Raw genomic sequence first — 26,365 nt, 5'->3', positions numbered from 1 at the left:
CCGGTCCCGGGCGGATAGCGTGGCGCTCATGGCGGACGCTCCCGGGACCGGTGACAGCCGGCTGCCGTGGCTCCGCGGGGCGGCCCACCTCCTCTGGCGGCTGATCGTCACGACGGTCAGCTCCTGCCTGCGCTACCGGGTCACGGGGCTGGCCGCCGAGGGCGCCTTCTTCACGGTGGTCTCGGTGCCGCCGCTGATCTTCGCGCTCGCCGGCGGCGTCGGCTACGTGACCGACCACTTCACCGCCGCCCAGGTCGACGAGGTACGACGGGCGGTGCTCGACCTGTTCAGCCGCTTCCTCACCGACACGGCGGTCAACAAGGTCATCAAGCCGACCATGAACGACGTCCTCGACGGCGGCCGCTTCGACGTCATCTCGCTGGGCTTCGTGCTCGCGCTCTGGTCGGGCTCGCGGGCGCTCAACGTCTTTGTCGACACCATCACGATCATGCACGGGCTCGGCGGGCACCGGGGGATCGTGAAGACCCGGGCGCTGTCGTTCCTGCTCTATATCCTGGCCGTGGTCTCGGGTGCGATCACGCTGCCGCTGGTGGTCGCCGGACCACAGCTGGTGCGGACCTGGCTGCCCAACCGGGCGAGCTTCCTGATGAGCTTCTACTGGCCGCTGATCGTGGTGATCTGCATCTGCTTCCTCGCCACGCTCTACCACGTGTCGGTGCCGGTGCGGACCAACTGGAGCTTCAACCTCCCCGGCGCGACCTTCTCCCTGGTGAGCTGGATCGTGGGCTCCTACGCGCTGCGCTGGGTGCTCACCGTGACCGCCCAGGACTCGCACTCCATCTACGGCCCGCTGGCGGCGCCGATCGCGATCCTGGTGTGGCTCTACATCGTGGCGCTCGCCGTCCTCATCGGCGCGGGGGTCAACGCCGCCTTCGACGAGGTCTTCCCGCAGGAGGCCACGCAGCGAGCCCGGCGCGAGCTGCGTGAGCGCGTCAGCCGCCTCGTGCGTCGTACCCCGGCGCCGGTGGAGTAGGTTCGCCGCCGTGAGCGAGACGGGACCGGCGGAGACGCGCACGGCGGGGCAGGTCGCCCTGCCCGAGCGGGCGCGCTCGCCGTGGTGGCAGCTGAGCCGCCGGCTGCTGATGGCGCTGGGCATCCTGGTCGGCACCGTGCTGCTGGTCTACCTCGACCGCCACGGCTACCGCGACGGCGGCGACGCCACCCCGCAGAACCCCAATGGCGACCTGTCGCTCATCGACGCGATGTACTACACGACGGTCACGCTCAGCACGACCGGCTACGGCGACGTCACGCCGATCAGCGACGGCGCGCGGCTGGCCAACGCGTTCATCATCACCCCGCTGCGCATCGCGTTCCTGGTCCTGTTGATCGGCACCACCCTCGAGGTGCTGGCGCAGCGCGGCCGCGAGATGTTCCGGATCACCCGCTGGAGGAAGAACATGGGACACCACGTCGTGGTGATCGGCTACGGCACCAAGGGCCGCAGCGCCGTCGAGACGCTCGTCAACAACGGACTCGACCGCGAGCACGTGGTCGTCGTCGACCCGAGCCCGACCGCCCTCGCCGACGCCCACGCCGACCAGCTGGCCGTCGTCACCGGCGACGCGACCCGGCGCGGCGTGCTGACCCGCGCCGGCGTCGCCGACGCCGACCAGGTCATCATCACGACCGGCCGCGACGACTCCAACGTCCTCGCCGCGCTCACCGTGCGCCAGCTCAACCCCGACGCATGGATCGTCGCGGCGGTCAGCGAACAGGAGAACGCGCCGCTGATGCGCCAGTCCGGCGCCGACTCGGTCATCACCTCCTCCGACGCCGTCGGCCGCCTGCTCGGCCTCTCCACGCTGTCGCCGACGCTCGGCACCGTGATGGAGGACCTGCTCACCTACGGCGAGGGGCTCGAGGTCGCCGAGCGGGAGCTGCTCGTCAACGAGGTCGGCCTGCCGCCGCAGTCGCTGCCCGACCAGGTGATCGCCGTGGTCCGCGACGAGCGGGTCTACCGCTACTTCGACCCGGTGGTGACCCTGCTGGCGCGCGGCGACCGGCTGGTCGTCGTACGGCCGGCCAAGGAACTGCCGTGGGCGCCGCGCCCCGGCACGCACAACGAGGACTTCGCGACCGACGACGACTAGGACCTTCGCCCGGACCGCTGGCCCGCCGGGACTAGATGGCCCGGAGCCGGTCGTGCAGACCTGGCGCCGGAGCGTCCGAAACGGCCGTGTGCCCCGCGACAGAGCGTCGTCTTGGCGGCAGTCTGGGCACATGGGGAAGGACTACGGGCCGTGGGTGCGGCACGACTGGTGCCCGTCCTGCGCCCGGCGCACGGAGCAGACCCGCTGGCACCGCCGTACGGCGGGCGCGCCGCCGGCGACCGGCGAGCACGGGATCCGGTGCAACGAGTGCTCGACCGAGCTCGATCCGCAGCTGCGCGCGGCGCGCTGCTAGGTGTGCTGCTAGGTGTGCTGCTAGGTGTGCTGCTAGGTGTGCTGGCTGGGCCCGTCGCGGCCCACCTCGGTGTGGGGTTGCTTCCGACGGAACGGGTACTGCCTCTGCCGTACCTGATCTGAGGAGGAGCACACCATGCACCGCACCAGCAACGCGCACACCGACCTGGTGAGCGACCTGCGCGACGTCAAGGACGACCTGCGCGACGAGCTGAGGATCCTCGTCGACACGGTGGCCCCGCGCGTCGAGACGGCGGCCCAGGGGATGGCCCAGGGGATGGCCGACCGGCTGCCCGACACCGTCGTCGACCGGCTGCCCGACGCGGTGGTCGACCGGCTGCCGATCAAGCGCAGCCACCGTGGCCGCAACCTGCTGATCCTGGCCGGCATCGGCGCCGTCGGCGTGGCCGCCTGGATGAAGATGCGACCCCGTCCGGCCCCGCGGCCGGACGACCGGACGGATTCCGGTGATTTGCCCACGCCCGGATCCGTGGAGCACTAACCTCTCGACCGGTTCCCCAACCACTGGCGCCCGACGGACCCCACACTCGCCGGGCGCTGAGACACCCCGTCCGGCCTGCCCGGACGGGGTGTTCCGTTTCCGGGGCGAAGGCGGGTAAAGCCTTGCCGGAAACAGTCACGCGGCGCTCTCGCGTCGTCCTACCCTGAGCGTGGGTACCGGCACTCGGGACGGTCAGCCTCTCGGGCGCTCCCGACCTCTCCGCTCCGGAGGCCGGGTCACGACGACCATGGGGGTCTGCATATGCCCACGACGGCGGCGGACGTGCCGTCGCCCACGGATCCGGCCCGGCGCCCCTGCCAGGGCCGTGCATGGTGAGGCGTCCCCACTCCGCCTGACCATGGTCGGATGTCTCTCAGGAGTGCGAGGCGCATCCGACGGCCCGGAGACGTCCGGGTGTTCGCCCCGTTGCAGGAAAGCGCGCCCGCGGCGGGGCGAACGCGTCTTCGGTGACTCATCCGGGTGCGGGTCCCTTCGTCTCACCCGGCATCTGGGTCCTGAATCCCGCCGATTCGGGGCAGAATTGCCGGGTGAGACGCGTCCCGAAGGTCAGCCCTCGAGCTCCGCCGGTACGGCGACCGCGTCGACCAGCGCCCCGTTGCGGAGCACGGTGATCTCCATCCGCTGTCCGATCGCGTCGGCGAACAACCGCTTCTGCAGCGACTGCGCGTCGCCGAGCGGCACGCCGTCGACGGCCAGGACCAGGTCGCCGGCCCGCAGCCCGCTCGTCGCGGCCGGGCTGGCGTCGACGACCTCCACGACCCGCAGCGCCCGGCGCTGCCCGAACCGCTCGGCCTGGGCGGGCGTGAGCGGCGCGGGGGAGCTGACCAGGCCGAGGTAGCCGCGGCGAACCCGGCCGTCGTGCATCAGCGCGTGGATGATCCGGTGCGTCGTGGCGTTGACGGGGACTGCGAGCCCGAGGCCGACGCCGGCGACCGCCGTACAGATGCCGACGACGCGGCCGCGGCTGTCGGCGAGCGCGCCGCCGGAGTTGCCGGGGTTGAGGGCGGCGTCGGTCTGGACGACGTCCTCGATGAGCCGGGCCGAGGTCCGGGTGCGGGCCGGCATGCTGCGGCCGAGGGCGCTGACCACGCCTGCGGTGACGGTGCCGGCGAGGCCGAGCGGGTTGCCGACCGCCACGACGAGCGAGCCGACGAGGAGCGCGTCGGCGTCGCCGTACTCGGGCGGGGGCGGGATCTCGCGGTCGGCCCGGATCACGGCCAGGTCGGGCAGCGGGTCGCGCCCGACCACCTCGAAGTGGGCGAGCGTCCCGTCCGCGAACTCGACGTTCCCGCCGGCGGCGTCGCCGACCACGTGCGCGTTGGTCACCAGGTGCCCCTCGCCGGTCAGGACGACGCCCGACCCGGCCGACTCCGAGCGTGGCGACCGGACCCGCAGCGCGGCCACGCGCGGCGTCAGGCGCGCCGCGACGGACGTGACGATGGCGGAATAGGCGTCGAGGGCGTCCGACTCCGCGGCGGGGTCGGTGGTCATGAACCGGCAACGAGTGGCGCGGGCCACGGATTCCGCGGTTCACCCAGGGCGAACGCCTACGCGGTCGTGCGCAGCCCGAGGAGCCACCGCCGCGCGCGGTGCAGCCGCGGCACGAGGACGTAGACGACCAGCGGGACGGCGATCGACGCGAGCACGAACGTCCGGAGGACGACCGGCAGGTGGCCGAGCCAGTGGCCGAGCAGCAGGTTGAGCACCGTGAGCGTCGGGAACACCGCCAGCCAGACCATCAGCGCGTTCTGGTGCTTCGAGGGCGGGGCGACGGCCGGGGCGTTCGACATGACCCGCTCAACGCGGGCGGGCCGTCTCGTCATCCCCGTGTGGCCGGGATCTCGGTGGTCGAGGACGCCCCTACCGAGAGCCGCCCGGTCCCCAACGGGCGGCTCTCGGTCTTCCCAGGGAGTAGCCGGCATGTCCCACAGCACGCCAGACCCGCACGAACCTAGCCAGTCGGCGGGCCGGCCGGATCACCCAGAATGGGTAACTGACCCCGCGCCACCCGTGACGTGGGGGAGCAGGCAGGGCCGGTTGTCCAGAGCCCGGCACGCGCCCCGAATGACGAAAGCCCCCGGTCTGCGTCTCCGCAGGCCAGGGGCCTCATCGTTCTGTGGGCGATACTGGGTTTGAACCAGTGACCTCTTCCGTGTCAAGGAAGCGCGCTACCGCTGCGCCAATCGCCCTTGTGGAGTTGTACGTTGAGGTGGGTACGGGATTTGAACCCGTGTACACGGATTTGCAGTCCGTTGCCTCGCCTCTCGGCCAACCCACCGCGGCGGCCCTACACACTGGCCTGGTCAGGCAGTGGGTCTGACCACTCCGAGCGGACGACGAGGCTCGAACTCGCGACCTCAACCTTGGCAAGGTTGCGCTCTACCAACTGAGCTACGTCCGCATCGCACCGCCCTGCTTGCCTTTCGGCCCGCCCTGCGGTGCGTTGAGAACATTAGCCGATCCGGTGAACGGCGCCAAAACGGGGTCCACTTCCGGCATGTCGGCGCCTGCGCGAGGTGCTGCAGGGGCCTTCTAGGCTGGCGCCATGCGCGTGTGGATCAACGGCCAGCTGCTCTCCGACCCGACGATGCCGGCGGTGCCGGTGACCGACCACGGGCTCACCGTGGGCGATGCGGTCTTCGAAGCGGTCAAGGTCGTCGACGGGCAGCCGTTCGCCTTCCAGCGCCACCTCGACCGGCTCGCGCAGTCGGCCGCGGGGCTGGGGCTGGTGGGCCTCGACCTCGACGACGTACGACGTGGGGTGCACGCCGTCCTCGACGACCAGGAGCTGCCGCTGGGTCGGCTGCGGATCACGGTCACCGGTGGCAACGCCCCGCTCGGCAGCGGCCGGGGCACTGATCCGCTGACGGTGATCGTGGTGGCGAGCCCGATGCCGGCGGCGCCGGAGACGACGTCGGTGATCACCGTCCCGTGGCCGCGCAACGAGCGCGGTGCGCTCGCCGGCCTCAAGACCACCTCGTACGGCGAGAACGTGCTCGCCCTCGCCCGGGCGCAGGAGAAGGGCGCGAGCGAGGCGATCTTCGCCAACCTCGCCGGCCACCTCTGCGAGGGCACCGGCACCAACGTCTTCTATGTCGTCGACGGCGAGCTCCGCACGCCGACGCTGGCGAGCGGCTGCCTCGCGGGCGTGACGCGGGCACTGGTCATCGACTGGTTCGGCGCCAAGGAGGTCGACGAGCCGATCGACGTCGCGGCCGGGGCGGACGAGATCTTCCTGGCCTCGACCACGCGCGACGTCCAGGGCGTGCACCGCTGGGACGACCGCGAGCTGCCGGCCCCCGGGCCGGTCACCCGGGCCGCGGCCGAGCGGTGGCGTCAGCGCGAGGCCGAGCTCATCGGATTCGATCGCTGACGCTCAGGGTCACGCCGTCGCCGATCCGGTAGGGGTTGGTGGCGATCAGCGCGCCGAGCACCCGGCGCATCCGTGAGATCTCGGCCCGAACGGTCACCTGACGCTCCGTGTCGCCATAGATCTGCCGGCTGAGCCGGCCCGCGGTCACGCCGGACGGACCGGCGGCGCCGATGGCGGCGAGCAGCTCGGCGTGGCGCGGCGTGAGCGCCACCCGCCACGGCGCGTCGCCGCCACGGACCTCCAGGGTCGCCGGCGACGTGGTCAGGTCGAGCACGGCCGCCAGCAGGTGCCCGGACGACGACGGACGGATCAGCCAGCCGCCGCGCATCCGCTCGGGCAGGCACAGTCCGAGCCCCGGTACGGCGAGCGCCCGGTCGGCCTGCGGGGCCTCGACCCGGTCGCGCACGGCGACGCCTTGGTGGGCGGCGACCCAGCCGTGGTCGTCGACCACGAGCAGCGGTCCGTTGGCGCCGGAGAGCAGCGGCTCCGCCGTACGGCGCAGCTGCTCGAGGCGCTCCTCGTGGTGGCGCCACAACCGCGCCTCGGCGAGCCGGACCGACGCCGTCACCAGCGCCTCGATCGCCGGGTGCAGGGTGAGCGCGGGGCCGCTGACGTCGACGATCCCGAGCAGGGAGCCGTCGATCGGGTCGTGGATGGGGGAGGCCGTGCAGTACCAGGGGACCTGCGCGTTCTCGAAGTGCTCGGCCGAGAACAGCTGCACCGGCGCGCCCTCCGCGAGCGCGGTGCCGATGGCGTTGGTGCCGACCGCGCCCTCGGTCCACAGCGCGCCCTCGGCGAAGCCCAGGCCGTCGGCCTGCCGCTTCACCCGCGGTGAGCCGCTGCGCCACAGCACGATCCCGTCGGCGTCGGAGACGACGACCAGGTAGTTCGAGGCGTCGGCGGCCGAGAGCAGCAGCTCGCGGATCTCGTCGATGACCAGCGCCAGGCGCGACGTACGGCGTCGCTCGTCGACGTCGGCGGGCGTGAGCGGGGCGCGCCCGTTGCGGCCGTCGGGGTCGACGCCGAGGCTGATCACCCGGCTCCAGGAGCGCGCCACGACGGCCCGCGGCCGCTCGGGCGGCGCGGAGCCGGAGAGCACCGCGTCGTGGATCCGGACCAGGTCGCGGGCCCGCATCGCGAGATCGTGCGTGGCCATGTCCCCACCGTAGATGGCCGGATGTGATGGGGGCCACATGCAACAACGTGCAACGGTTCCCGGTGGAGGGGGTCCGGCGGTCGACTTCTCGGCATGACCCAGCTCGACGACCGGCCCGTCACCACGGCCGACACCGACCCCGCCACCGCCTGGTTCGCGGCCTTCGAGGACGCCCTCGCCGCCCGCGACGTCGACCGCGCCGCCGGCCTGTTCGCCGCGACCAGCTTCTGGCGCGACCTGATCGCCTTCTCGTGGAACCTGACCACGGTCGAGAACCCCGACGGCGTCGCGGACCTGCTCACCGCCACTCTCGACCGGGTCGACCCCCGCGGCTTCCGGCTCACCGAGCCGGCCGACACCGCGGACGGCGTCACGACCGCCTGGTTCGAGTTCGAGACCTCGGTGGGCCGCGGCCGTGGCCTGCTCCGCATCGTCGACGAGGACGGCCCGAAGGCGTGGACCTTCCTCACCACGCTCTTCGAGCTCACCGGCCACGAGGAGCCGCGCGGCGTACGGCGTCCGATGGGCGCCGAGCACGGCGCCTCCAAGGAGCGGGTGACCTGGCTCGAGAAGCGCGAGGCCGAGGATGCCGCGCTCGGCGTCGACACCCAGCCGTACGTGCTCGTCGTCGGCGGCGGCCAGGGCGGCATCGCGCTCGGCGCCCGGCTGCGGCAGCTCGGCGTACCGGCGCTCGTCATCGACAAGCACCCGCGCCCCGGCGACCAGTGGCGCAACCGGTACAAGTCGCTCTGCCTGCACGACCCGGTCTGGTACGACCACCTGCCGTACCTCAAGTTCCCCGACAACTGGCCGGTCTTCGCGCCCAAGGACAAGGTCGGCGACTGGCTGGAGTTCTACACCCGGGTGATGGAGGTGCCGTACTGGTCGAACACCGTCGCCACCAGCGCGTCGTACGACGAGGCCGCGGGGGAGTGGACCGTCCACCTCGAGCGCGAGGGCAGGCCGCTCGTGCTCAAGCCGACCCACCTGGTGATGGCGACCGGCATGTCCGGCAAGCCCAACATCCCGTCGCTGCCCGGCGCGGACGTCTTCCAGGGCGAGCAGCACCACTCCTCGCAGCATCCCGGCCCGGACGCGTACGCCGGCAAGCGGGTCGTCGTCATCGGCAGCAACAACTCGGCGTTCGACATCTGCGGCGCGCTCTGGGAGACCGGCGCCGACGTGACGATGGTGCAGCGCTCGTCGACGCACATCGTGAAGAGCGACACCCTCATGGACATCGGCCTGGGCGACCTCTACTCCGAGCGTGCGGTCGAGGCCGGCGTGACCACCGAGAAGGCCGACCTGATCTTCGCGTCGCTGCCCTACAAGATCATGCACGAGTTCCAGATCCCGCTCTACGACAAGATGCGCGAGCGCGACAAGGACTTCTACGACCGGATGACCGCCGCCGGCTTCGACCTCGACTGGGGCGACGACGGGTCCGGCCTGTTCATGAAGTACCTGCGCCGCGGCTCGGGCTACTACATCGACGTCGGCGCCGCCGAGCTCGTGGCGAGCGGCGACGTCAAGCTCGCGCACGGTCAGGTCGATCGCCTGACCGAGACGTCCGTCGTCCTCGCCGACGGCACCGAGCTGCCGGCCGACCTGGTCGTCTACGCCACCGGCTACGGCTCGATGAACGGCTGGGCCGCCGACCTGATCAGCCAGGAGGTCGCCGACAAGGTCGGCAAGGTCTGGGGCCTCGGCTCCGACACGACGAAGGATCCCGGCCCGTGGGAGGGCGAGCAGCGCAACATGTGGAAGCCGACCCAGCAGGAGAACCTCTGGTTCCACGGCGGCAACCTGCACCAGTCGCGGCACTACTCGCTCTACCTGGCGCTCCAGCTGAAGGCGCGGCACGCCGGGATCGAGACGCCGGTGCACCGGCTGCAGGAGGTGCACCACCTGGGCTGAGCGCGCCCTGCGCGCGGCTGTGTGAACCCTCGATGTGAACCGCGGGACGGGATAGGTTAGAGTCCCGACCGCGGTTCCTTCGGGTGCCGCCTCGGGCGATTGGCGCAGTGGTAGCGCGCTTCGTTCACACCGAAGAGGTCACTGGTTCGAACCCAGTATCGCCCACCGAGAATCCAGGAGCCGCGCCCGACCGGGCGCGGCTTCTCTGCTGTCCGGCTTTGTCACCGAATCCGGGCATGCGCCTCGCCGCCGCACCTTCCTAGGGTCGGGCCATGAGGGCCAGGTCGCGTCGACACCGGCCCGGTGGCGCCCGGCTCCGCGCCACCGTCGCCGTCCTGCTGGGGGCCGGTGGGGCGGTGGTGCTCGCGGCACCGCCCCCGGCCTCGGCCGCGGTGCCGACGGTGGTGGCGAGTCTCGTGCAGAACATCTCGACGGCCGCGATGAACCCGCCGTTCCCCGACCCTGACGGCGTCACCTACCTGCCCGGCCGCGACCATCTGCTGATCGCGGACTCGGAGGTCGACGAGATGTCGATCTTCCAGAACACCAACATCCTCGAGACGACGCGCACCGGCACGGTCGTCGACCGGGGTGTCACGACGGCGTACAGCCACGAGCCGGCGGGCATCTCCTACGCGCCCGCGAACGCCCACGTCTTCATCTCCGACGACGACCAGTTCCGCGTGCACGAGATCACCGCGGGCGCCGACGGCCGCTACGGGACGGCGGACGACGGCCACACGATGATCAGCACGGCGGCCTTCGGCAGCACCGACCCGGAGGACGTGACCTACTTCCCGCCGACCGGCGAGCTGTTCGTCCTCGACGGCGCCGACAACGACGTGCACCGCGTCTCGCCGGGGCCGAACGGACGGTTCGACGGCGTCCCGCCGACGGGTGACGACACCGCCGTCGAGTTCGACGTCCAGCGGTACGGCGCCGAGGACCCCGAGGGCATCAGCTACCACCCGGGCCGGGGCACGCTCGTCCTGGTCGACAGCACCTCCGACCGGATCTACGAGTTCAATCGCGACCTGCAGCTGATCGACCAGATCGACATCGCGGCGTCCCACCAGGTCTTCGCGGGCGGCCTGACGGTCGCGCCGGCCGTCGACAACCCGAGTCGCTGGGACTTCTGGGTCGTCGACCGCGGCATCGACAACAACAGCAACCCCAACGAGAACGACGGCCGGCTCTACGAGCTGCGCGCCGACCTCCCGCCGATCGGCAATCTGGCGCCGGTCGTCGACGCCGGCCGCGACGCGCCGGACGAGATCGGGACGCCGATCGCCCTCAGCGCCACCGTGTACGACGACGGCGGGCCGGGCCCGAGCACGCTGCAGTGGTCGCAGGTGTCCGGACCGGGCACGACCACCTTCAGCCCGCCGTCGGCGGCGCAGACGAGCGCGGCCTTCTCCGCGACCGGCACCTACGTCCTGCGCGCCACCGCGTCCGACGGCCAGCTGTCGACGTCCGACGACGTGACGATCACGGTCGTCGCGCGCGGCGCGCCCCGGCCGCTCGACACCCCGGTCGCCAAGGCGTTCGACGACGTCGAGCAGCGGCCGACCGGCTTCGCCGACTGGCTGGGGTCGACGCTCAACATCCCCAACGCGGGCACGACGTCCCAGACCATCGGCATCCGGTTCGCCCGGCTGGCGGTCCCGGTGGGGGCGACGATCACCGAGGCGTGGATCCAGTTCGCCGCGACCGGGTCGACCAGCACGGCCGCGTCGGTCCAGGTGCGCGCGGTCGCCGCCGACGACACCCCGACGTTCACGACGTCGTCCACGACCGTGTCGTCACGTCCGCAGACCTCGACGTCGGTGGCGTGGAGTCCGGCTGCCTGGACGTCGGGCCAGCGCGGGGCCGCGCAGCGGACGCCGGACCTCAAGACCCTCGTCCAGGCGGTGGTGAGCCGGCCCGGCTGGCGCTCCGACAACGCGCTGGCCTTCGTGATGACCGGCACGGGGGAGCGGCGGGCGTCGTCGCACGACGGCTCCACCCCGCCGGCGCTGCACCTGGCCTACACCATGCCCGCCCAGCAGGACGGGCCGCCGACGGCCGCGTTCACCTCGAGCTGCACCGGGCTGGCGTGCGGGTTCGACGGGACCACCTCCTTCGACAACGAGGGCCCGATCGCGTCGTACCAGTGGACGTTCGGCGACGGCGGCACCGCGACCGGCGCCACGCCGAGCCACACCTACGCCACCGCAGGCACGTACGCCGTCACGCTCGTCGTCACCGACGGGACCGGGCACGCCGGCACCGTCTCCCACGAGGTCACCGTCGCCGCCACCAGCTCCGCCATCGCCTTCCGCGGCGTCGCCGCGAGCAACACCAACACGACCGCCGCGGCCGTGACCGTGCCCGCCGTCCACGCCGGTGACGCGATGCTGCTCTTCGCGACCCTCAACGTCACCACGAGCACGGTCACGCCACCCGCCGGGTGGACCCAGCTGGCCGACTTCGTCACCGGCTCCGAGCGGACGATCGCGTGGCAGCGGGTCGCGACGGCCGCCGACGCCGGCAGCCGGGTGACGGTCGGGCTGAGCGGCTACGCCAAGACCGCCCTCCAGCTCGTCGCCTACGGCGGCACGTCGGCGACGCCGGTCGCCGCGATCGCCACCCGCGGCGACCCCGCCAACACGCTCACCCACCCGACGCCGTCGGCGACGGTGGCGGGCGCGGGGCGCTGGGTGGTGTCGTACTGGGCCGACAAGTCGTCGGCGACCACGGACTGGCAGCCGCCCGCGGGCGTCACCGTGCGCGACGAGACCATCGGCGCCAGCGGCGGTCACATCGATGCGCTGGTGGCCGACGGGGGAGCGCCGGCGCCGCAGGGGACGTCGCCGTCCCTCACCGCCTCGACCGACGCGTCCAGCCGGGCCGCGACGATCACGGTGGTGCTGCAGCCGTAGCGGCGGCCGGCGTCGGCGTCAGGCGTCCGCGGCTGCGTCCTTCTCGGTCGTGTCGCCCGACGTGCTCAGCCGGCCGCCGGTGTCCTCCAGGTGCGCGCGGATGAACCAGTGGAAGAGCTCGAGCTGCTCGGTCTCGCCGATCAGCATGTCCTGGGTGACCAGGTCGAGGTCGTCGAGCTCCTTGATGGCGTCGCGGTAACTGGTGATCACGCCCTGGTAGACGACGTCGAGTGCCGCGAGGTGCTGCTGGGTGGTGGCCCGGCCGATGGCGTAGTCGTCCCACGGCCGCCGGTCCACGAGGCCGCCCGGCGTGCCCTGGGGTGAGCCGCCCAGGGTGGCGATCCGCTCGGCCAGGTCGTCGGCGAACCCGCGGACGGCCTCGACCTGCGGGTCGAGCATCTCGTGGACGGCGATGAAGTGGGGCCCGACGACATTCCAGTGCACGTGCTTGAGCGTGAGATGGAGGTCGGTGCAGGCGTCGAGCCTGCTCTGCAGCAGCTCGACGACCCGCTGGGCCGCCTTCTCGTCGAGTCCGGGCGTGGTGAAGTGAAGGGTCTGGGTGGAAGCCATGTCCCTCCGGTACGCCGTCCGGGCGGGCTCACACGGGTGCTTGCCGCAACTGCCGCGCGAGGGAGCGCCGTCGCTCGGTACGATCGACACGCGGCCGACCGGCCGCGTCCACGCAGCAAGCCAAGGGAGCACCTCCGTGTCCGACATCAAGGTCGTCGTACTCACCCCCGATGCGCGCCGGGAGTCGACGGTCACGGAGGGCACGAAGGCCTGGGAGCTGTTCCGCGACGACGCCGACGTGATCGCCGCGCGGGTCGCCGGCCAGCTCAAGGACCTGTCCTACCCGCTGGTCGACGGCGACGAGATCGAGGGCGTCGCGATCGGCAGCGCCGACGGTCTCGACATCCTGCGCCACTCGACGGCCCACGTGCTGGCCCAGGCCGTGCAGCAGGTCTTCCCCGAGGCCAAGCTCGGCATCGGGCCGCCGATCCAGGACGGCTTCTACTACGACTTCGACGTCGAGACCCCCTTCGTGCCGGAGGACCTGGTCAAGCTCGAGTCCGCGATGCGCAAGATCATCAAGGAGAACCAGCGCTTCGACCGCCGGGTCACCACCGACGAGGACGCCCTGGTCGAGCTGGCCGACGAGCCCTACAAGGTCGAGCTGATCGGCCTCAAGGGCAGCGCAGCCGACGCGGCCGAGGGCGCCAGCGCCGAGGTCGGCGCCGGTGAGCTGACCATCTACGACAACATCAACCGCAACGGCGAGGTGGCCTGGAAGGACCTCTGCCGCGGGCCGCACCTGCCGACCACCAAGCGCATCCCCGCGTTCAAGCTGATGCGCAGCGCGGCGGCCTACTGGCGCGGCGACGAGAAGAACAAGCAGCTCCAGCGCATCTACGGCACCGCCTGGCCGAGCAAGGACGAGCTCGACGCCCACCTGCACCGGCTCGAGGAGGCCGAGCGCCGCGACCACCGCAAGCTGGGCCGCGAGCTCGACCTGTTCAGCTTCCCCGACGAGATCGGGTCCGGCCTGCCGGTGTTCCACCCCAAGGGCGGTGTGATCAAGCGCGAGATGGAGGACTACGTCCGCGCCCGCCACATCGAGGAGGGCTTCTCCTACGTCGGCACGCCCCACATCTCCAAGGACGGGCTGTTCCACACCTCGGGCCACCTGCCCCACTACGCCGACACGATGTTCCCGCCGATGGAGTTCGAGGGCGCGAACTACCAGCTGAAGGCGATGAACTGCCCGATGCACAACCTGATCTTCAGCAGCCGCGGGCGCTCCTACCGTGAGCTGCCGCTGCGCCTGTTCGAGTTCGGCAGCGTCTACCGCTACGAGAAGTCCGGCGTCATCCACGGCCTGACCCGCGTGCGCGGCTTCGCCCAGGACGACTCGCACTCCTACTGCACCCCCGAGCAGGCGCCCGACGAGGTCAAGCACCTACTCGACTTCATGCTGAGCGTGCTGCGCGACTTCGGCCTCGACGACTTCTACCTCGAGCTCTCGACGCGCGACGACAGCAAGGCCGACAAGTTCATCGGCACCGACGACGACTGGGCGACCGCGACCGCGATCCTCGAGCAGGTCGCCACCGAGTCCGGCCTCGAGCTCGTGCCCGACCCGGGCGGCGCCGCGTTCTACGGCCCGAAGATCTCGGTCCAGGCCAAGGACGCCATCGGCCGCACCTGGCAGATGGGCACCGTCCAGTACGACTTCAACCAGCCGGCCCGGTTCGGCCTGGAGTACACCGCCTCCGACGGCTCCAAGCAGCAGCCGGTGATGATCCACTCCGCGAAGTTCGGCTCGATCGAGCGCTTCCTCGGCGTCCTCGTCGAGCACTACGCGGGCGCCTTCCCTCCGTGGCTGGCCCCGGTCCAGGTCGTCGGCATCCCCGTGGCCGACGCCTTCACCGACTACCTGTACGAGGTCACCGACCAGCTCAAGGCGCGGGGGATCCGGGTCGAGGTCGACGAGTCCGACGACCGGTTCCAGAAGAAGATCCGCAACGCGCAGCTGCAGAAGATCCCGTTCATGCTCATCGCCGGTGGCGAGGACGTCGAGAAGGGTGCGGTCAGCTTCCGCTACCGCGACGGGCGCCAGGACAACGGCGTCCCGATCGCCGAAGCGGTCGAGCGGGTCATCGCCGCGGTCGCAAGCCGCGAGCAGGTCTGAGCCCGGATGCTTCGCGCGGTCGCCGCCGGCCCCGCCGCCGTCCTCGCGGCGGCGGTGCTGGCGGGCTGCGGCGGCGACGAGCCGTCGGCGGCCCCGCCCCGGCCGCCCGCGAGCACGCCGACCACGGCGCCGACGTCCGACGCGGCGGTCCCGGGCGGCGACGCCGGCGACCCGGGAGCCGACGCGAGCAACCTCGCCCAGCAGGCCGAGAACCTGGCCCGCGAGAGCGGCAAGCCGACCAGCGACATCGCGCCGCGCGACGGCGAGGTGCTCGGCGCCGACGTGAGCTGGCCGCAGTGCCCGAAGGGCATGGGCATCCCGCAGAAGCAGGGCCAGGGGCTGCCGATGCCGACCGCCGACGCCGAGTACGTCGTCCTCGGTCTCACCAACGGGCCGGCCTTCACGCCCAACCCCTGCCTGGCCGACCAGGTCGCCTGGGTCAAGCAGAACGACGTCCTCGTCTCGGTCTACGCGGTCTCGAGCTATCCGTCGAAGGCCGCCCTCGACGACTACGGCGCCGACGGCCCCTATGACGCGTCCACCACGCTCGGCCGGCTGCGCAACGTCGGCTACCAGCAGGCCCGCTACAACGTCGGCACGATGGGCAAGGTCGGTCTGGTCAGCCCGATCGTGTGGCTCGATGTCGAGCCGGTGCCGCAGTTCGACTGGAGCCCCGACCTGACCGCCAACGCGGCGGTGATCGAGGGCGCAGCGCGCGGCTACGTCGACGCCGGCTTCAAGATCGGCGTCTACTCCACGCCCCACCTCTACCGCACCGTCGTCGGCGACCTCACCCTCGGCGGCGTGCCCGAGTGGCGCGCGGCCGGCCAGACCTCGCGCGCCGAGGCGCTCGACCGCTGCGGTCCCGACTGGTCGATCCAGGGTGGTCCGGCGGTCATGGGGCAGTGGGTCGAGCAGCAGCGCGACCTCGACGTCACGTGTCCCGGCATCGCGGCCGATCTCGGACAGTGGTTCCACCGTTTCACCTGACGGGACGTGAGAGGGTGGCCCCCATGAGCTCGGAAGAGGTGGGCCCCGAGCTGCTCGACGGACGTCGGCGGCGATGGCAGGAGCACAACCAGGTACGCCGTCAGGTGATCATCGACGCCGCGATCACCGTCCTGGAGCGCCAGACGCCGGGCGAGGACGTTCAGGTCCAGGCCGTGGCCGACGAGGCCGGCATGAGCCGCACCGTCATCTACCGCCACTTCGAGGACCGCGCCGACCTCGACCGCGCCGTCCAGCGCCAGATCTGCGAGAACGTCGGCTCCGAGCTCCTGCCCGCCCTCTCCTACGACGGCACGCCCGACCAGATCATCCACCGGATCGTCGGCGCCTTCATCCGCTGGGCCGAGGCCCACCCCACGCTCTACTGGTTCGCCGAGCGCGACCTGTCCGGCTGGGGGCCGAGCCCGCTCAGCGCCGCCGTCGAGCAGGTCGCCGAGGGCATCGAGGGGATCATGTCGATCGTGGTCGCCGCGCTCGGCGTCGAGCTGACCGACGACGACAAGGCCGCGCTCGACCCGTGGGTCTTCGGCATGATCGGCGCCGTCTTCGCGGCGGTGCGCCGCTGGCTGGGGCGCGACGTACGGGCACCCGACACCGACGCGTGCATCAACATCCTGTCCGAGTCGATCTGGCTCCAGATCAACGGCATGGCGCTGGCGCGCGGCCTCAACCTGCCCGACCTCCCGGTCGCCGACCTGCTCCAGGCGCTGCAGCCGGGGGGAGAGGCGTGAGCGACGCGACCGTCGGCCCCGACGGGCTCGAGCGGCTCTGGACGCCCCACCGGATGGCCTACGTCCGCGGCGAGGCCGACGACGAGCCGGCCCACGCCGACCCGCGCCCGGCCTGCCCCTTCTGCCGGATCACCCGTGACCCGGCGACGTCGACCGACGACGAGCTGGTGGTGGTCCGCGGCGCGACGGCGTACGTGATCCTCAACCTGTACCCCTACAACCCCGGCCACCTGATGGTGCTGCCCTACCGGCACGTCGCCGACTATCTCGAGCTCGACGACGCCGAGACGGCCGAGGTGACGGCGCTGACCAAGGCCGCGCTGCGCACCATCCGCACGGTCTCGCACCCGCACGCCTTCAACGTGGGGCTCAACCTCGGGGGAGCGGCGGGCGGATCGCTGTCCGGTCACCTGCACCAGCACGTCGTCCCGCGCTGGTCGGGCGACGCCAACTTCATGACCGTCATCGGCGGCACCAAGACGCTGCCGCAGCTGTTGGGCGAGACCCGCGACCTGCTCGCCGGTGCGTGGCAGTAGGGCGCGATCGAGTAGGTTCCTGACCCGTGTTGGAACGCTTCAAGGAGTTCTGGGCCGGGACGCTGCTCCACCCGTTCGTGCGGCTCTTCATCCGGCTGGGCATCAGCCCGGACGCGGTGACCCTGGTCGGCATGCTCGGCGTGAGCGCGGGTGCGCTGATCTTCTTCCCGCGGGGCGAGCTGCTCATCGGCGTCCTGTTCATCACGGCGTTCGTCTTCAGCGACCTGATCGACGGCCGGATGGCGCGCGAGATGGGCCGGGTGTCGAAGTTCGGGGCCTTCTGGGACTCCACGCTCGACCGGATCGGCGACGGCGCGATCTTCGGCGGCCTCGCCCTCTACTTCGCCGGCACGGGCAAGGACCAGGGTGACAGCTACCTCTACCTCTGCGTGACGCTGTGGTGCCTGGTGATGGGCTCGGTGACGTCGTACGCACGGGCGCGCGCCGAGTCGCTCGGCATGGACGCCAAGGGCGGTATCGCCGAGCGCGCCGACCGACTCGTGTCGATCCTCGTGATGACCGGTCTGGGCGCTCTCCTCGACCTGCCGATCCTGATGTACGTGACGCTGTGGGCGCTCGCCGCGGCCAGCACCTACACGGTGATCTTCCGGGTGCTGAAGGTGCGCCGACAGGCGCTCGCGCTCGACGCGGCGGTCGCGGGCGATACCGATTCCTGAACACCGTTCAGAGGCCGTAGGATCAGTCACATGAGCGAGCAGCAGGAGCACGGCACCACCCGGGTCAAGCGCGGCATGGCCGAGATGCTCAAGGGTGGCGTCATCATGGACGTCGTCACCCCCGAGCAGGCCAAGATCGCCGAGGACGCCGGCGCGGTCGCCGTCATGGCACTGGAGCGGGTCCCCGCCGACATCCGCGCCCAGGGTGGCGTGTCGCGGATGAGCGACCCCGACATGATCGACGGCATCATCGCCGCGGTCTCGATCCCGGTCATGGCCAAGGCGCGCATCGGCCACTTCGCCGAGGCGCAGATCCTGCAGTCGCTGGGTGTCGACTACATCGACGAGTCCGAGGTCCTCACCCCGGCCGACTACGAGAACCACATCGACAAGTGGGCCTTCACGGTCCCGTTCGTGTGCGGCGCGACCAACCTGGGCGAGGCGCTGCGCCGGATCACCGAGGGCGCGGCGATGATCCGCTCCAAGGGCGAGGCCGGCACGGGTGACGTCTCCAACGCGGTGACCCACATGCGCACCATCCGCAAGGAGATCCGCCGCCTCGGCGCGCTGGCCGACGACGAGCTGTACGTCGCGGCCAAGGAGCTGCAGGCGCCCTACGAGCTGGTCGCGGAGGTCGCGCGCACCGGCAAGCTGCCCGTCGTCCTCTTCACCGCCGGCGGCATCGCGACCCCGGCCGACGCGGCGATGATGATGCAGCTGGGCGCCGAGGGCGTCTTCGTGGGCTCGGGCATCTTCAAGTCGGGCAACCCGGCGCAGCGGGCCGAGGCGATCGTCAAGGCCACCACCTTCTTCGACGACCCCGACGTGGTCGCGAAGGTCTCGCGCGGTCTGGGCGAGGCCATGGTCGGCATCAACGTCGAGGAGCTCGCCCAGCCCCACCGCCTCTCCGAGCGCGGCTGGTAGTCCCTCCTCACCGCATCTCCTCGACCCCGTCGGACCTGATCCCAGGTCCGACGGGGTCGCGTGCATCTCCGGGCTCTCCGGCGCGTCTCGCGCGACCACCCACGTCACGAGGCAACGTGGCCGGGGACTAGCCTCTGCGCGTGCCTGCCATCGGTGTCTTCGCCCTCCAGGGCGACGTCCGCGAACATCTCCACACCCTCACCGCCCTCGGCGCCGACGCCTTCCCGGTACGTCGCCCCGCCGAGCTCGAGCGCTGCGACGGCCTGGTGCTGCCGGGCGGGGAGTCGACCACGATGTCGAAGCTGGCGCGCACCTTCGAGCTGCTCGAGCCGCTGCGCGAGCGGATCCGCGGCGGCATGCCGACCTTCGGCACCTGCGCCGGGATGATCCTGCTCGCCGACCGGATCGAGGGCGGTACCGCCGACCAGGAGACCATCGGCGGGCTCGACGTCACCGTGCGGCGCAACGCCTTCGGGCGTCAGGTCGACTCCTTCGAGGCGGACCTGCCGTTCACCGGGCTCGACGCGCCGGTGCACGCCGTCTTCATCCGCGCGCCGTGGGTCGAGCGCACCGGCCCGGACGTCGAGGTGCTCGCCGAGTCCAACGGTCACCCGGTCGCCGTACGGCAGGGACACCTGATGGCGACATCCTTCCACCCCGAGGTCGACGGCGACGGCCGCGTGCACCGGATCTTCCTCGACCTGGTGGCCCGTTAGACTTACGCGGCTGTTCCGGCAGCGATGGTTCGTCGAGGTAGATAGAGGGACGGGAAATGTCTGGCCACTCCAAGTGGGCAACCACGAAGCACAAGAAGGCCGCGATCGACGCCAAGCGCGGCAAGCTCTTCGCGAAGCTGATCAAGAACATCGAGATCGCCGCGAAGATGGGTGGCCCCGACCCCGCCGGCAACCCCACGCTGTTCGACGCCATCCAGAAGGCGAAGAAGCAGTCGGTCCCCAACAAGAACATCGACTCCGCGGTCAAGCGCGGCGGCGGTCTCGAGGGTGGCGGCGTCGACTACGAGACGATCATGTACGAGGTCTACGGCCCGCAGGGCGTCGCCGTCCTCGTCGAGTGCCTCACCGACAACCGCAACCGGGCCGCGATGGAGGTCCGCACCGCGGTCACCCGCAACGGCGGCACGATGGCCGACCCGGGCTCGGTGTCGCGGCTGTTCAGCCGCAAGGGCGTCGTCACGGTCGCCAAGGTCCAGGAGGGCAAGGAGATCTCCGAGGACGACGTCCTCGAGGCCACCCTCGACGCGGGCGCCGAGGAGGTCAACGACCTCGGTGACGCCTTCGAGGTCCAGTCCGAGGCCACCGACGTCGTCGCGGTCCGCAGCGCGCTGCAGGACGCCGGCATCGACTACGACTCGGCCGAGGTGCAGTTCGTCGCCACGATGGACATCCCGGTCGCCGACCCCGCCGCGGCCGGCAAGGTGTTCAAGCTCGTCGACGCGGTCGACGACCTCGACGACGTCCAGAACGTCTTCTCCAACGCCGACATCCCCGACGAGGTCCTCGACCAGATCGACGCGTGACGCGTGTCGCTGCCCGCGCGGGCGGCCGACTCGTCTAACGTGGCGTCCGAACACTTGTTCGGACGGAAGGTGACGACGTGCGCGTGCTCGGGATCGACCCGGGGCTGACCCGCTGCGGCCTCGGCGTGGTCGACGGCTCGATCGGGCGACCGCTGACCCTGGTCGACGTGAGCGTGGTGCGCACGTCGTCCGAGCTCGCGGTGCCCGAGCGTCTGGTCACCATCGAGAAGGGCATCGACGCCCGGCTCGACGAGTACGCGCCCGACGCGGTCGCCATCGAGCGGATCTTCGCCCGCTCCGACGTCAGCACGATCATGGGCACCGCCCAGGCCGCCGGCATCGCCATGGTGTGCGCCGCCCGGCGCGGATTGCCGGTCGCGCTGCACACGCCGAGCGAGGTCAAGGCCGCGGTGTCCGGCAACGGCCGCGCCGACAAGGCCCAGGTCGGCGCGATGGTCACCCGGATCCTGCGCCTCGACGCGATGCCCAAGCCCGCCGACGCCGCCGACGCGCTCGCGCTCGCGATCACCCACATCTGGCGCGGCGGCACCCAGGCGCGCATCGACGCCGCGCTGGCCGCCGCCCGGCCCACCCGCGCCCACCCGACCCGTTCCCGCATCCCCGGAGGAGCCCGATGATCGCCTTCGTCCGCGGCCAGGTGGCCGCGCTCAGCCTGACCAGCGCGGTGCTCGAGGTCGGCGGCGTCGGCCTCGAGCTGATGTGCACGCCCGCCACCCTGGCCCAACTGCGCACCGGCGCCCAGGCGACCCTGCCCACCAGCATGGTCGTCCGCGAGGACTCGCTGACCCTGTTCGGATTCGCCGACGAGGACGAGAAGACGATCTTCGAGCTCGTCCAGACCGCCTCCGGCGTCGGGCCCAAGCTCGCCCAGGCGATCGTCGCGGTGCTCTCGCCCGACGGCGTCCGCACCGCCATCGCCGGCGACGACGTCCGCACTCTCACCAAGGTGCCCGGCATCGGCCAGAAGGGCGCGCAGCGGATCATCCTCGAGCTCAAGGACCGCATCGGCGCTCCCACCGGCTCCGGCGGCGCCGTCCACGCCGGGCCGAGCGCCGACGCGTGGCGCGACCAGGTCCACCAGGGCCTGATGGGCCTGGGCTACAACACCAAGGACGCCGAGAAGGCGGTCGACGCGGTCGCCCCCACGGCCGGCGACGCGCCCGACGTCGGCGCCCTGCTGCGCGCCGCGCTGCGGTCGCTCTCGAAGGCCTGAGAAGGTAGGGCATGGCCTTCCACGAGGACGAGCTCGCCGCGGCCGAGGAGGTCCATCTCCGGTCGCTGACCGCCGCCGAGGCCGAGGGCGACGAGCGCGCGGTCGAGGCCGCGCTGCGCCCGCGCAGTCTCGACGAGGTGGTCGGGCAGGCGCGCGTGCGCGACCAGCTGGGCCTGGTTCTCGAGGCCGCCCGGCAGCGGGGGAGGGCGCCCGACCACGTCCTGCTGTCCGGTCCGCCGGGGCTCGGCAAGACCACGCTGGCGATGATCATCTCCCACGAGATGAACGCGCCCCTGCGGGTCACCAGCGGCCCCGCGATCACCCACGCCGGCGACCTCGCGGCCATCCTGTCCGGTCTCAACGAGGGCGAGGTGCTCTTCGTCGACGAGATCCACCGGATGTCGCGCCCGGCCGAGGAGATGCTCTACCTGGCGATGGAGGACTTCCGGGTCGACGTCGTCATCGGCAAGGGCCCGGGCGCGACCGCGATCCCGCTCGAGATCCCGCCGTTCACGCTCGTCGGCGCCACCACCCGCGCCGGGCTGCTGCCGGGGCCGCTGCGCGACCGCTTCGGGTTCACCGCCCACCTGGAGTTCTACGAGCCGCACGAGCTCGACCTGATCGTGCACCGCTCGGCCGGCCTGCTCGGCGTCGAGCTGACCTCCGAGGGCTCCGCCGAGATCGCCAGCCGCTCCCGCGGCACCCCGCGCATCGCCAACCGGCTGCTGCGCCGGGTCCGCGACTACGCCCAGGTCCGCGCCGACGGCGTGGTGACCCACGGCGTCGCCCAGGCCGCGCTCGACCTGTACGAGGTCGACGGGCTCGGTCTCGACCGGCTCGACCGCGCCGTGCTCGACGCGCTGTGCCGTCGCTTCGGCGGGGGACCGGTCGGCGTCTCGACGCTCGCGGTCGCCGTCGGCGAGGAGCGCGAGACGGTCGAGGAGGTCGCCGAGCCCTTCCTGGTGCGCAACGGCTTCCTCGCACGCACGCCGCGCGGGCGGATCGCCACCCCCGCCGCATGGACCCACCTGGGGCTCACGCCGCCCCCGCTGTCCTACGACGACGCCGCCCCCACGCTGTTCGAGGAGTAGGCCCCGATCCCGCGCGGATCCTCCGCGCGCTGGGGTCCGTGGCTACACTTTGCCGCGGTCCGTTCCGAGCCAGGCTCGGCGCGGCGGCCCATCATGCCCCCCGCTGGAGAAGGTTCTCGTGAAAGACGCGCTGTCCCTGCTGCCGATCGTGGCGATCGCGGCCATCTTCTGGCTGCTCATCATCCGGCCGGCCTCCCGTCAGCGCAAGGAGGCCGCCAGCCTCCAGAGCCGGCTCGCCGCCGGTGACGACGTGATGCTGACCTCCGGCATCCTCGGCACCATCACCGGCCTCGCCGACGACCACGTCGAGCTCGAGATCGCCCCGGGCGTCGCGATCCGCGTCGTCCGCGGCGCGGTCGCGTCGGTGCGCCGTACCGACGTCGACGACGAGAGCCCCTCCGCCGACGGCGACCACGCCGTCGGGTCCGACGACACCGACCACGAGGAGCGCTGAGCATGGCTCGCCGTCCCCGCCCCGGGCGCCACCTAGTCATCTTCTTCCTGGGCCTGGCCATCCTCTACGGCCTCACGGCCCTTTCCCAGGCCAATGTCGGCAAGGGCGAGAGCGCCTGGAAGCCGGCCCTCGGCCTCGACCTCCAGGGCGGCACCCGCATCACGCTGACCGCCGAGGGCTCGCCGAAGAAGGAGAACCTCGACGAGGCCCGCCGGATCATCGACCAGCGCGTCAACGGCTCCGGCGTCGCCGAGGCCACGGTCACCACCCAGGCCGGCAACAACATCGTGGTCGAGGTCCCCGGCAACACGGCCAACCGGGCCCAGCTCGAGGAGACCGTGACCCGGCAGGCGCAGCTGCGCTTCCGCCTGGTCGCCTGCTCCGAGCAGAACCCGTCGAAGTGCGCGGGCGGCGCGACCGGCGGCAACGGCATGACCGGCGGCCTCAACCGCCCGGCTCCGCAGTACAAGGCCGACGGGACGCCCACCCCGAGCCCGACCCCGACCCCGACCGACGGTGCGAGCACCCCGGCTGCCCCGGCCCCGCCGGCGGCGAGCGAGATCGCCAAGACCGCGACCGCGCAGTTCAACATCGACTGGTCGCGCAAGCCCGACGCCGCGTCGATCGCCGAGTTCGCCAAGTACACCTGCAGCCCCAAAGGCATCCTGCTCGGCGCCGACGGCAAGCCGGCCGACCTGCCCGACGTGCCCTACGAGCCGCTCGTCGCCTGCTCGCAGCCCGAGTCCGGCAACGCCTCGCAGAAGTACCTGCTGAGCCGCTCGGTCATCGAGGGCACCGAGCTGACCAACGCCTTCGCCGGCACGCCCCAGAAGGGCATCGGCTGGGAGGTCAACCTCGAGATGGGCAACAGCAAGGACAAGGCCTACCCCAAGGGCTCGACCGGCGCGTCGACCGACTTCGAGACCGTCTCCCGCGCGTTCCGCGGCACCGACGAGCAGTTCGCCATCGTGCTCGACGGCACGATCATCTCGGCGCCGGTCATGACCGCCGTCATCAGCGACGGCCGCTCCAGCATCTCCGGCAACTTCACCGAGCAGAGCGCGCTCGACCTGGCCAACAGCCTCAAGTTCGGCGCCCTGCCCATCAAGTTCAGCGACAGCCAGACCTCCGTCGAGGAGATCGGGCCGTCGCTGGCCGGCAACCAGCTCACCGCCGGTCTGACCGCCGGCGCGATCGGCCTCGTGCTGGTCATGCTCTATTGCCTGATCTACTACCGCGGCCTCGGCCTGGTCGTCGTCAGCTCGCTCTTCGTGGCGGCGTCGATCACCTACGCGATGGTGCTGCTGCTCGGCAAGACGGCCGGCTTCACGCTGACCCTGCCCGGCATCGCAGGTCTGATCATCGCGGTCGGCATCACGGCTGACTCCTTCGTCATCTTCTTCGAGCGCATCCGTGACGAGATGCGCGAGGGCAAGTCGATGCGCGTCGCGGTCGAGACCGGTTGGGCGCGCGCCCGGGTCACCCGGATCGCGGCCAACACGGTCCAGATCCTCTCGGCGCTCGTCCTCTACATCTTCGCCACCGGCGTGGTGAAGGGCTTCGGCTTCGCGCTGGGCCTGACCACGCTCATCGACCTCGCGGTGCTGTTCTGGTTCACCAAGCCGATGGTGTCCTGGCTCGCGCAGTTCAAGGCGTTCAACTCCGGCCACAAGCTGTCCGGACTCAGCAAGGAGACGCTGGGCGTGGAGATCACCCGCTCCCGACGTACCGCCACCGCGGGAGGGGACGCCTGATGGGCAAGATGTCCGTGCTGGGCAACGACCTGTACCAGGGTCGCAAGTCCATCAACTTCGTCGGCAAGCCGTGGCTCTACTACGCCATCTCGGCCGTCGTCGTCGGTCTCGCGATCGCCGTCCTCTTCCTCAAGCCGCTCAACATGGGCGTCGAGTTCACCGGCGGCACCTCGCTGTCGGTCGAGGTCGGGTCCGGCAACGCCACCCAGGCCAATGCCGACCAGCTGCACAACGACGTCGCCGACGCGGCCATCGGCAACGCGCGCAACCCGGTCGTCACGACCGAGGGCAACTCGTCGCTGACCGTCGTCGTCGAGAACCTCAACAAGACCGAGCGCGCCGAGATCACGCAGGTGATCCAGAAGGCCTTCCCGCAGGTCAAGCCCTCCGACGTGTCGATCCAGGACATCGGCCCGAGCTGGGGCCAGGAGGTCGCCAAGCGCGCGGCCACCGGCGTCCTGATCTTCCTGGTGCTCGTCGTCTTGTTCATCTGGGGCTACTTCCGCGAGTGGCGGATGTCCGTGGCCGCGTTCATCGCGCTCTTCCACGATGTCATGCTGACCGTCGGCGTCTACGCGCTCTCGGGCTTCCAGGTCACGCCGGCCGCCGTCACCGGTGTGCTCGCGATCCTCGGCTTCTCCCTCTACGACACGGTCGTCGTGTTCGACAAGATCAAGGAGAACACCGGCGCGCTGCGCAAGTCGACGCAGTCCTACGCCGACGCGGCCAACCTGGCGGTCAACCAGACCCTGGTCCGGTCGATCAACACCTCGATCGTCGCGCTCATCCCGATCGGTGCGATCCTCTACGTCAGCGCCGTCCAGCTCGGCGCCAGCTCGCTGCAGGACCTCGCGCTCGCGCAGTTCGTCGGCATGGGCGTCGGCGTCTACTCCTCGGTCATGCTCGCGCCGCGCGTGCTCGTGCACCTGAAGATGCAGGAGACCGAGGTGCAGCGGCAGGCCCGGCGGGCCAAGGCCAAGCAGCGTGCGCTCGCCGACCGGTACGCCTCGGTCCCGGCCGCCGTCGACGAGGGCCCGGTCGTGGGTCGCGGCGGCGACGACCTCGCCATCCCCGACGAGCTGCTCGACGAGGACGACCTCGGCTTCAGCGTCGAGGAGGAGCCGGCGGCCGCCCGCCGTCCCAGCACCCGCGACGAGGCCAGCGGCAAGGGCCGCGTGGTGCCGACGCAGTCGCGCCCGGTCGCCGACAGCGGCAGCTCCGGACGCAAGCAGCCGACCCGCCAGACGCGGTCCAAGCGCGGCAAGAAGTAGTGGTGGCGACACAGGCTCGGGACCGCGCGGTCGAGGCGCTGACCCGCCTCGTCCGCGACATCCCGGACTTCCCCGAGCCAGGCATCGTCTTCAAGGACATCGCCCCGCTCCTCGCCGACGGCGCCGGCTTCGCGGCCGTG

The 26,365-nt window shown here is 71.5% G+C and carries 25 protein-coding genes, 4 tRNA genes and 1 pseudogene; 23 read left to right on the top strand and 7 right to left on the bottom strand.

Annotated elements, in window-relative coordinates; all coding sequences use genetic code 11:
• The first annotated feature begins 28 nt into the window (after positions 1–28).
• From AB4880_RS25025 to AB4880_RS25010, 4 genes are all read left to right on the top strand, one after another.
• On the top strand, positions 29–994 hold the full coding sequence (locus tag AB4880_RS25025) for a YihY/virulence factor BrkB family protein (RefSeq protein ID WP_367921938.1): 966 nt from the start codon (positions 29–31) through the stop codon (positions 992–994).
• A 109-nt stretch (positions 995–1,103) separates the two neighbouring features.
• A complete protein-coding gene (locus AB4880_RS25020; protein ID WP_367922011.1) occupies positions 1,104–2,114 on the top strand; it encodes a potassium channel family protein in 1,011 nt (336 codons plus the stop codon).
• 130 nt (positions 2,115–2,244) lie between these two features.
• The gene (locus AB4880_RS25015) at positions 2,245–2,427 is read left to right on the top strand and encodes a hypothetical protein (RefSeq protein WP_367921937.1); all 183 of its coding nucleotides are present in this window, start codon (positions 2,245–2,247) and stop codon (positions 2,425–2,427) included.
• A 135-nt stretch (positions 2,428–2,562) separates the two neighbouring features.
• Positions 2,563–2,928 carry a hypothetical protein gene (locus AB4880_RS25010; protein ID WP_367921936.1) on the top strand — a complete coding sequence of 122 codons (366 nt, stop codon included), beginning with the start codon at positions 2,563–2,565 and terminating at the stop codon, positions 2,926–2,928.
• Positions 2,929–3,495: 567 nt separating this feature from the next.
• On the opposite strand, the gene AB4880_RS25005 is transcribed toward AB4880_RS25010, so the two are convergent.
• The 5 genes from AB4880_RS25005 to AB4880_RS24985 form a co-directional block, all read right to left on the bottom strand.
• Positions 3,496–4,440, bottom strand: coding sequence for a S1C family serine protease (locus tag AB4880_RS25005; protein WP_367921935.1), 945 nt, complete (start codon positions 4,438–4,440; stop codon positions 3,496–3,498).
• Between the two features lie 56 nt (positions 4,441–4,496).
• Positions 4,497–4,739, bottom strand: a complete 243-nt coding sequence (locus AB4880_RS25000) for a putative antibiotic biosynthesis monooxygenase (RefSeq protein WP_367921934.1) — start codon at positions 4,737–4,739, stop codon at positions 4,497–4,499.
• A gap of 327 nt (positions 4,740–5,066) precedes the next feature.
• A tRNA-Val gene (locus AB4880_RS24995) sits at positions 5,067–5,138 on the bottom strand.
• Between the two features lie 18 nt (positions 5,139–5,156).
• Positions 5,157–5,227: transfer RNA gene (locus AB4880_RS24990), tRNA-Cys, on the bottom strand.
• Positions 5,228–5,277: 50 nt separating this feature from the next.
• Positions 5,278–5,350 (bottom strand) — tRNA-Gly (locus AB4880_RS24985).
• Between the two features lie 144 nt (positions 5,351–5,494).
• On the opposite strand from AB4880_RS24985, the gene AB4880_RS24980 reads away from it, so the two are divergent.
• Positions 5,495–6,322, top strand: a complete 828-nt coding sequence (locus AB4880_RS24980) for an aminotransferase class IV (protein WP_367921933.1) — start codon at positions 5,495–5,497, stop codon at positions 6,320–6,322.
• Here AB4880_RS24980 and AB4880_RS24975 read toward each other — a convergent pair.
• Complete coding sequence (locus AB4880_RS24975) at positions 6,303–7,478, bottom strand: GAF domain-containing protein (protein WP_367921932.1); 1,176 nt, start codon at positions 7,476–7,478, stop codon at positions 6,303–6,305. The genes AB4880_RS24980 and AB4880_RS24975 overlap by 20 nt on opposite strands.
• Before the next feature lie 93 nt (positions 7,479–7,571).
• On the opposite strand from AB4880_RS24975, the gene AB4880_RS24970 reads away from it, so the two are divergent.
• From AB4880_RS24970 to AB4880_RS24960, 3 genes are all read left to right on the top strand, one after another.
• On the top strand, positions 7,572–9,395 hold the full coding sequence (locus AB4880_RS24970; protein WP_367921931.1) for a flavin-containing monooxygenase: 1,824 nt from the start codon (positions 7,572–7,574) through the stop codon (positions 9,393–9,395).
• Positions 9,396–9,488: 93 nt separating this feature from the next.
• Positions 9,489–9,560: transfer RNA gene (locus AB4880_RS24965), tRNA-Val, on the top strand.
• Between the two features lie 107 nt (positions 9,561–9,667).
• Positions 9,668–12,316, top strand: a complete 2,649-nt coding sequence (locus AB4880_RS24960) for a PKD domain-containing protein (protein ID WP_367921930.1) — start codon at positions 9,668–9,670, stop codon at positions 12,314–12,316.
• 18 nt (positions 12,317–12,334) lie between these two features.
• Here the strand turns inward: AB4880_RS24960 and AB4880_RS24955 are convergent, their stop codons facing one another.
• Complete coding sequence (locus AB4880_RS24955; RefSeq protein ID WP_367921929.1) at positions 12,335–12,886, bottom strand: Dps family protein; 552 nt, start codon at positions 12,884–12,886, stop codon at positions 12,335–12,337.
• Between the two features lie 136 nt (positions 12,887–13,022).
• Here AB4880_RS24955 and thrS point away from each other — a divergent pair, with 136 nt between their 5' ends.
• The 15 genes and pseudogenes from thrS to AB4880_RS24880 all read left to right on the top strand — a co-directional run.
• Positions 13,023–15,005 (top strand): threonine--tRNA ligase, encoded by a 1,983-nt coding sequence (gene thrS / locus AB4880_RS24950; RefSeq protein WP_367921928.1) that lies wholly within the window; start codon positions 13,023–13,025, stop codon positions 15,003–15,005.
• 6 nt (positions 15,006–15,011) lie between these two features.
• Complete coding sequence (locus tag AB4880_RS24945) at positions 15,012–15,995, top strand: glycoside hydrolase family 25 domain-containing protein (RefSeq protein ID WP_367921927.1); 984 nt, start codon at positions 15,012–15,014, stop codon at positions 15,993–15,995.
• Positions 15,996–16,018: 23 nt separating this feature from the next.
• A complete protein-coding gene (locus AB4880_RS24940) occupies positions 16,019–16,744 on the top strand; it encodes a TetR/AcrR family transcriptional regulator (protein ID WP_367921926.1) in 726 nt (241 codons plus the stop codon).
• A gap of 53 nt (positions 16,745–16,797) precedes the next feature.
• Positions 16,798–17,280 (top strand): HIT family protein, encoded by a 483-nt coding sequence (locus tag AB4880_RS24935; protein ID WP_367922010.1) that lies wholly within the window; start codon positions 16,798–16,800, stop codon positions 17,278–17,280.
• Between the two features lie 26 nt (positions 17,281–17,306).
• Positions 17,307–17,957, top strand: coding sequence for a phosphatidylinositol phosphate synthase (pgsA, locus tag AB4880_RS24930; RefSeq protein ID WP_367921925.1), 651 nt, complete (start codon positions 17,307–17,309; stop codon positions 17,955–17,957).
• A gap of 30 nt (positions 17,958–17,987) precedes the next feature.
• Complete coding sequence (gene pdxS / locus AB4880_RS24925) at positions 17,988–18,881, top strand: pyridoxal 5'-phosphate synthase lyase subunit PdxS (RefSeq protein ID WP_367921924.1); 894 nt, start codon at positions 17,988–17,990, stop codon at positions 18,879–18,881.
• Between the two features lie 134 nt (positions 18,882–19,015).
• Positions 19,016–19,597: a pyridoxal 5'-phosphate synthase glutaminase subunit PdxT gene (pdxT, locus tag AB4880_RS24920; RefSeq protein WP_367922009.1), complete on the top strand. Its 582-nt coding sequence runs from the start codon at positions 19,016–19,018 to the stop codon at positions 19,595–19,597.
• Positions 19,598–19,653: 56 nt separating this feature from the next.
• Positions 19,654–20,421 carry a YebC/PmpR family DNA-binding transcriptional regulator gene (locus tag AB4880_RS24915; RefSeq protein ID WP_367921923.1) on the top strand — a complete coding sequence of 256 codons (768 nt, stop codon included), beginning with the start codon at positions 19,654–19,656 and terminating at the stop codon, positions 20,419–20,421.
• 77 nt (positions 20,422–20,498) lie between these two features.
• On the top strand, positions 20,499–21,059 hold the full coding sequence (ruvC, locus tag AB4880_RS24910) for a crossover junction endodeoxyribonuclease RuvC (RefSeq protein WP_367921922.1): 561 nt from the start codon (positions 20,499–20,501) through the stop codon (positions 21,057–21,059).
• On the top strand, positions 21,056–21,655 hold the full coding sequence (gene ruvA, locus AB4880_RS24905) for a Holliday junction branch migration protein RuvA (RefSeq protein WP_367921921.1): 600 nt from the start codon (positions 21,056–21,058) through the stop codon (positions 21,653–21,655). Before ruvC ends, ruvA begins: the two co-directional genes overlap by 4 nt.
• An 11-nt stretch (positions 21,656–21,666) precedes the next feature.
• Positions 21,667–22,746 (top strand): Holliday junction branch migration DNA helicase RuvB, encoded by a 1,080-nt coding sequence (gene ruvB / locus AB4880_RS24900; protein ID WP_367921920.1) that lies wholly within the window; start codon positions 21,667–21,669, stop codon positions 22,744–22,746.
• A 118-nt stretch (positions 22,747–22,864) separates the two neighbouring features.
• Entirely contained in the window at positions 22,865–23,200 is a 336-nt protein-coding gene (gene yajC / locus AB4880_RS24895) for a preprotein translocase subunit YajC (protein ID WP_367921919.1), read from the top strand.
• Between the two features lie 2 nt (positions 23,201–23,202).
• On the top strand, positions 23,203–24,954 hold the full coding sequence (gene secD / locus AB4880_RS24890; RefSeq protein WP_367921918.1) for a protein translocase subunit SecD: 1,752 nt from the start codon (positions 23,203–23,205) through the stop codon (positions 24,952–24,954).
• Entirely contained in the window at positions 24,954–26,225 is a 1,272-nt protein-coding gene (secF, locus tag AB4880_RS24885; RefSeq protein ID WP_367921917.1) for a protein translocase subunit SecF, read from the top strand. Before secD ends, secF begins: the two co-directional genes overlap by 1 nt.
• Positions 26,225–26,365, top strand: a pseudogene (locus tag AB4880_RS24880) (adenine phosphoribosyltransferase); the annotation flags it as partial. The gene secF and the pseudogene AB4880_RS24880, both read left to right, overlap by 1 nt.

The sequence above is a fragment of the Nocardioides ginsengisoli genome (assembly GCF_039537225.1).
Taxonomy (GTDB): domain Bacteria; phylum Actinomycetota; class Actinomycetes; order Propionibacteriales; family Nocardioidaceae; genus Nocardioides; species Nocardioides ginsengisoli.
The sequence above is the reverse complement of the archived record's forward strand: the minus strand, read 5'-3'. Positions and strand labels throughout refer to the sequence as shown.

What these genes read in the sequence shown, in the direction of transcription:
- AB4880_RS25025 (WP_367921938.1), top strand. Translation starts at nt 29, where the DNA reads ATGGCGGACGCTCCCGGGACCGGTGACAGCCGGCTGCCGTGGCTCCGC.
- AB4880_RS25020 (WP_367922011.1), top strand. Translation starts at nt 1,104, where the DNA reads ATGGCGCTGGGCATCCTGGTCGGCACCGTGCTGCTGGTCTACCTCGAC.
- AB4880_RS25015 (WP_367921937.1), top strand. Translation starts at nt 2,245, where the DNA reads ATGGGGAAGGACTACGGGCCGTGGGTGCGGCACGACTGGTGCCCGTCC.
- AB4880_RS25010 (WP_367921936.1), top strand. Translation starts at nt 2,563, where the DNA reads ATGCACCGCACCAGCAACGCGCACACCGACCTGGTGAGCGACCTGCGC.
- AB4880_RS25005 (WP_367921935.1), bottom strand. Translation starts at nt 4,440, where the DNA reads ATGACCACCGACCCCGCCGCGGAGTCGGACGCCCTCGACGCCTATTCC.
- AB4880_RS25000 (WP_367921934.1), bottom strand. Translation starts at nt 4,739, where the DNA reads ATGTCGAACGCCCCGGCCGTCGCCCCGCCCTCGAAGCACCAGAACGCG.
- AB4880_RS24980 (WP_367921933.1), top strand. Translation starts at nt 5,495, where the DNA reads ATGCGCGTGTGGATCAACGGCCAGCTGCTCTCCGACCCGACGATGCCG.
- AB4880_RS24975 (WP_367921932.1), bottom strand. Translation starts at nt 7,478, where the DNA reads ATGGCCACGCACGATCTCGCGATGCGGGCCCGCGACCTGGTCCGGATC.
- AB4880_RS24970 (WP_367921931.1), top strand. Translation starts at nt 7,572, where the DNA reads ATGACCCAGCTCGACGACCGGCCCGTCACCACGGCCGACACCGACCCC.
- AB4880_RS24960 (WP_367921930.1), top strand. Translation starts at nt 9,668, where the DNA reads ATGAGGGCCAGGTCGCGTCGACACCGGCCCGGTGGCGCCCGGCTCCGC.
- AB4880_RS24955 (WP_367921929.1), bottom strand. Translation starts at nt 12,886, where the DNA reads ATGGCTTCCACCCAGACCCTTCACTTCACCACGCCCGGACTCGACGAG.
- AB4880_RS24945 (WP_367921927.1), top strand. Translation starts at nt 15,012, where the DNA reads ATGCTTCGCGCGGTCGCCGCCGGCCCCGCCGCCGTCCTCGCGGCGGCG.
- AB4880_RS24940 (WP_367921926.1), top strand. Translation starts at nt 16,019, where the DNA reads ATGAGCTCGGAAGAGGTGGGCCCCGAGCTGCTCGACGGACGTCGGCGG.
- AB4880_RS24935 (WP_367922010.1), top strand. Translation starts at nt 16,798, where the DNA reads ATGGCCTACGTCCGCGGCGAGGCCGACGACGAGCCGGCCCACGCCGAC.
- pdxS (WP_367921924.1), top strand. Translation starts at nt 17,988, where the DNA reads ATGAGCGAGCAGCAGGAGCACGGCACCACCCGGGTCAAGCGCGGCATG.
- AB4880_RS24915 (WP_367921923.1), top strand. Translation starts at nt 19,654, where the DNA reads ATGTCTGGCCACTCCAAGTGGGCAACCACGAAGCACAAGAAGGCCGCG.
- ruvA (WP_367921921.1), top strand. Translation starts at nt 21,056, where the DNA reads ATGATCGCCTTCGTCCGCGGCCAGGTGGCCGCGCTCAGCCTGACCAGC.
- ruvB (WP_367921920.1), top strand. Translation starts at nt 21,667, where the DNA reads ATGGCCTTCCACGAGGACGAGCTCGCCGCGGCCGAGGAGGTCCATCTC.
- secD (WP_367921918.1), top strand. Translation starts at nt 23,203, where the DNA reads ATGGCTCGCCGTCCCCGCCCCGGGCGCCACCTAGTCATCTTCTTCCTG.
- secF (WP_367921917.1), top strand. Translation starts at nt 24,954, where the DNA reads ATGGGCAAGATGTCCGTGCTGGGCAACGACCTGTACCAGGGTCGCAAG.